Raw genomic sequence first — 4,441 nt, 5'->3', positions numbered from 1 at the left:
ATCATGGCCACCCCCGGTGAGATCTACCGCGACCTCGGCGGCGACTACTTCGTCCGCCGTGACGATCCCGACCGCCGCCGCAACCGCCTCGTCGCGCAACTCGCCAGCCTCGGCTACCACGTCGCACTGACCCCCGCCGCCTAACCCGACGTTCTACCCGCCAGCCAGCCAGCCGACCGACCGTCGGCCATTCCAGCATGCCCAACACCAGCGACCCGAGACGGCATTCTCATCTCAGGAACTGGAAGACCGCGCGTGGCCGCCCCCGCCGCCCCCCGCCCCCGATGCTGACGACGCGTTGCAGGCGGCGTGGGTGAAGGTCGCCCGGGCTGATGCGTCCGGTGTTGACAGTGCCGCCGGTTGGCTGAAGACGGTCGTGTCGCGGGTGGCGTTGGACATGTTGCGGCGCCGGCACTCGCCGTGAGGTCACTGGTGTCGACGGGGTCGTCGAGCGGACGCGGTCGCACTGGGCCGGAGGAGGAGGTGGTGCTGGCCGATTCGGCCGGCGCCGCGGTCACGGTGGTGCTGGATGCGTTGCGCCGGCGGAGCGGCTGGCGTTCGTGCTGCACGACGTGGTCGGGGTCCCGTTCGCCGAGATCGGGCGGATCCTGACGCGGTCGAGCGCGGCGGCTAAGCAGCTGGCGATGCGCGCGTGCGAACGTGCATGCGGCGGATCGCGATGTCGCAGCGCAGCGGCGTGTCGAGCGGGAGGTCGTGGGAGCGTTCCTTGCCGCAGCTCGGAGCGGGGACATGACGTCGTTGATCGCGCTGTCGCATCCTGAGGTCGCGATGCACGCCGACGCCGCTGCGGTCGCGATGGGCGCTGCGAGTGTGGTGGAGGGCGCGTCTGGCGTCGCGGCGGTGTTCTCCGGTCGGGCGTTGGGTGCGCAGGTCGCCGCGTTCGACGACATCGCCGGGCTCGGCCACGACATCGGCGATCCGATCCGCATCGACCGCGCTGGGCTCGGCCGCCTCGCTAACGCCTACTTCGCCGAGATCGTCGCCCGGTACACCTGAACCGGCGACGTGGCGCCGCAGACCGGGGCGGCGCGTATCGACGGCACGTGCGCGTTCAGCCGGTCGGGGCGTGGCTGGGACCGCCCCGGTCCGTGGCAGCCGGTTGGTGCCCGCCGTTGCACGGCGCCGGCACGTTGTGTGCGGCCCGTTCGATGACGTGCGGGGCGAGGAAGCGGGTGATCCGGCTGATACCGACGTCGGCGAGCTGGAGCACGACCAGTCCCGTCGAGCCGACGTCGCCACCGTCGATGGTGTGCACGAACGCGGGCGCGCCGTTGCACCGCAGCTGGGCGATCTCGACCCGTCGAGACGGCAGCCAGGCGAGACTGGCACGGAGGAACGCCGCGATCGCCGATGCGCCCTCGTACACGAGCTCCAGCGGCGGCATCGTCAGCACCGCGTCGGAGGTGAGCAGCGCGACGAGCGCGTCGACGTCACCAGTGCGAAGCGCGTCGACGAACCCGTCGACGAGCTCCTGCTCAACTCGTCGCGGGACCGGGTCGCGTGCGGCTGGGACGGCACGGCGGGCGCGCTGCAACAGGCCCTTGACGCCGGTGGTTGTCGTGTCGAGCAGGGCGGCGACCTCCGACCGGTCGAAGCCCACAACGTCGTGCAGCAGCAGCGCCGCTGTCTGCCGCCCTGGCAGTGCCTGTAGCGCCACAACGAACCCGAGGGCAAGGTCAGCGCGGACCGTCGCCTCATCGGCCGGATCGGTCACGGTCGCTGGCTGGTCGTCGGGGAAGGGCTCGAGCCACCATGTGCTGTCGTGGCTCGTCGGCGTGGGCGGGTAGAACGGCAACTGGGCGGTCTCGGGTCGACGTGTCCGAGCACGGCGAGCGTTGAGCGAGCGGTTGGTCGCGATCCGGTAGAGCCAGGTCCGCAGCGACGACCGTTCCTCGAAGTCGGGCACACCGCGCCATGCGGCGGTCATTGTCTCCTGCAGGACGTCTTCAGCGTCCGTTCTCGACCCGAGCATGCGATAGCAGTGCACGAACAGCTCACCGCGGTGCCGCAAGACGTCGTCGAACGACACCGAAGCGCCGCTGCCAGCGACCGGATCGATGTGCTCCATGCCCACGATCGTAGGCGCGTCGAGGCCCGAGCGGTCCATCGACGGCGGCACCGGTGTCTGATCAGTTGAGGCGCCCGCTCGGACGCCCGAGGGACAACCTCGACGCATCACGACAGGACACGCGATGGACACACCTACGACCACGACTCGCCGGCAGCAAGGCGCTGCGCTGGCGACGGCGCTCGCATATCACCGCGCCTGGACCGCGGGCGATATGGACACGGCCCTCGACCACGTCGCCGACGACGTCACCTGCGAGACCCCCTGTCGGCCGTCTCGATGGCGCTGAGGCGCTGCGGGAGTACATGGGCCCCTTCGCGCGAATGGCCGAGCAGGTCCAGCTGCTCGCAGCGTTCGGTGACGACGTGCACGCGGTGGTCGTCTACGACACCGCGACGCCGCTGGTCCCCAGCGCTCCCGGTGCGGAGTTGGTGACGGTCGACGACGGCCGGGTCACCCAGCTGCGTCTGATCTTCGACCGCCTGCCGTTTGCACAGGCCCGCGGCGAGGCCTGAACCGAACCCCACCACACCCCGGAGGCAACTACCGTGACCTACGACATCCACCTCGCCGCGCGAATCCGGCTCGCCCTCCACGGCGTGGCCGACGTCACCGAGCGATCCATGTTCGGAGGGCTCGCCTTCCTGGTCCGCGAGTACATGGCCGTCGTCGCGAGCGAACGCGGCCGGATGATGACTCGGGCTGATCCCTCCATGTCAGCCGAGCCCAGAAGTTCTACAGGAGGCCCGATTTCAGATGGAGAGCGAACCAGTCGGCGCGGTGCACAGCGTCGCGATGGCGATCTGCGCAGTGCGCCCACCCGCTGCCGGGCCGGTGACGAACGCGTCGTACCGGCGGCCGCCCGAGCCTGAAGGGTCCGAACTCTCAGCTGCGGGCGAGGAACATGAAGTGATGGATCCACGCACCGACGCTGAGGTCATCGGCTGCTCGGTCAGGTCGCCAGAGTCCTTCGGCGAACTGTTCGACCGGCACGCAACGACGATGTTTCGGTACTTCGTGCGCCGGGTCGGCCCCGACGACGCTGACTCGCTGCTGGGGGAACTGTTTCGCATCGCGTTCGAGAAGCGGACCGACTTCGACACCGGACGAGCGGAGGCAAGGCCGTGGCTCTACGGCATCGCGAGCAACCTTCTAGCTCGCCACAGGCAACGAGAGGCACGCCGTCTCGACGCAACCGCCCGGCTGGTGAACACGTCGATCATCGCACCCGACCGCTTCTCCGAGGTCGACGCCCGTCTCGACGCCTCGCGGCTCTTCCCCGACGTCGCCGCTGCGATCGCCACGCTCCCGCAGGCAGAACGCGACACCCTGCTGCTCTTCGCCTGGGAGGGCATGCCCTACCACCAGATCGCCACCGCGCTCGACGTTCCCGTCGGCACGGTGCGTTCGCGGCTGCACCGGGCGCGTGGCCGACTCCGCGAACTCGTCGGCGAGCACGACGAACAACACATGACGGCCTCGCTGCGCCCCGACAGGGTCCTCCCCGTCGATCAGGGCGACCCCGGACTGTTCAAGCGCGAGAAGGAGCGACTCATGTCCACGATCGGAACCACGACATCGCAAGCCGAAGCGTGGAGCCGCACGCCGGCGATGTACCCGCGTCTCACCTATGCGGACGAGTTGGCCGCGCTCGAGTACCTCACCCGTGTGTTCCAGTTCACCGAACGCCGTGAAGCACGCATGGAAAGCGACTCCGACAACGAGGGAATGCTCGCGTGGCTCGAGTTCGGCGACGGCGTCGTCATGATCGGCCGTGCGACCGCAGCCGCGCGAGACGTCCACCACCTCTACAGTCCCGGCGATGTTGGCCATGCGACGGTGATGATCATCGTCGGAGTCAACGACATCGACTCACACTATGAGCACGCCCGCGCGGAGGGTGCCACGATCACGATGCCGATCGAGGACGCCTTCTACGGCTTCCGGCGCTACGAGGCCGACGATCTCGAAGGCCACCATTGGCACTTCCAGGAGTCGCTCGAGGCGATTCGGGCGCGCGACCAGGACGCCGGCTGACAGGCGCCACGCTTGCGATCGCATGCCCCTCAGGTCCCGGTCGCGGGCACCCTAGGGTGCACTGGGTGCTGCGGCGGAGTGGTGTTGGTGGGTGCCCCCGCTCCACGCCGATGACCGCTCCGCCCTGGCGGCGTGGTCGAATGGCGGCGGCGACGCTGCCGACATGACGCCGGTTGACCGTGCCGTCGAGCGCCAGTGACAAGACGTCGCCGGCCAGCATGTCCACCCATCGCAGGCCACCCCAACGCCGCGACCAGACCGGTCCCTCGCCGTGGTAGGCAACGGGATCGGTGATCTGCGCTGCCCGCACCCTCA

Annotated in this window: 5 protein-coding genes; 4 read left to right on the top strand and 1 reads right to left on the bottom strand. The window is 69.4% G+C overall.

The window, feature by feature from the left end:
- The first annotated feature begins 750 nt into the window (after window positions 1-750).
- Window positions 751-1,017 carry a hypothetical protein gene (locus VK923_02785; GenBank protein HSJ43592.1) on the top strand — a complete coding sequence of 89 codons (267 nt, stop codon included), beginning with the start codon at window positions 751-753 and terminating at the stop codon, window positions 1,015-1,017.
- A gap of 55 nt (window positions 1,018-1,072) precedes the next feature.
- Here VK923_02785 and VK923_02780 read toward each other — a convergent pair whose 3' ends face one another.
- The gene (locus VK923_02780; protein HSJ43591.1) at window positions 1,073-2,128 is read right to left on the bottom strand and encodes an RNA polymerase subunit sigma-70; all 1,056 of its coding nucleotides are present in this window, start codon (window positions 2,126-2,128) and stop codon (window positions 1,073-1,075) included.
- Window positions 2,129-2,394: 266 nt separating this feature from the next.
- On the opposite strand from VK923_02780, the gene VK923_02775 reads away from it, so the two are divergent.
- The 3 genes from VK923_02775 to VK923_02765 are packed head-to-tail and all read left to right on the top strand — an operon-like array spanning window position 2,395 to window position 4,126.
- Window positions 2,395-2,604 (top strand): hypothetical protein, encoded by a 210-nt coding sequence (locus VK923_02775; protein HSJ43590.1) that lies wholly within the window; start codon window positions 2,395-2,397, stop codon window positions 2,602-2,604.
- A 33-nt stretch (window positions 2,605-2,637) separates the two neighbouring features.
- Window positions 2,638-2,961, top strand: coding sequence for a TfoX/Sxy family protein (locus VK923_02770; protein ID HSJ43589.1), 324 nt, complete (start codon window positions 2,638-2,640; stop codon window positions 2,959-2,961).
- A gap of 40 nt (window positions 2,962-3,001) precedes the next feature.
- Entirely contained in the window at window positions 3,002-4,126 is a 1,125-nt protein-coding gene (locus VK923_02765; GenBank protein HSJ43588.1) for a sigma-70 family RNA polymerase sigma factor, read from the top strand.
- Window positions 4,127-4,441: the final 315 nt, after the last annotated feature.

This window comes from Euzebyales bacterium (genome assembly GCA_035461305.1).
Lineage (GTDB): Bacteria > Actinomycetota > Nitriliruptoria > Euzebyales > JAHELV01 > JAHELV01.
The sequence above is the reverse complement of the archived record's forward strand: the minus strand, read 5'-3'. Positions and strand labels throughout refer to the sequence as shown.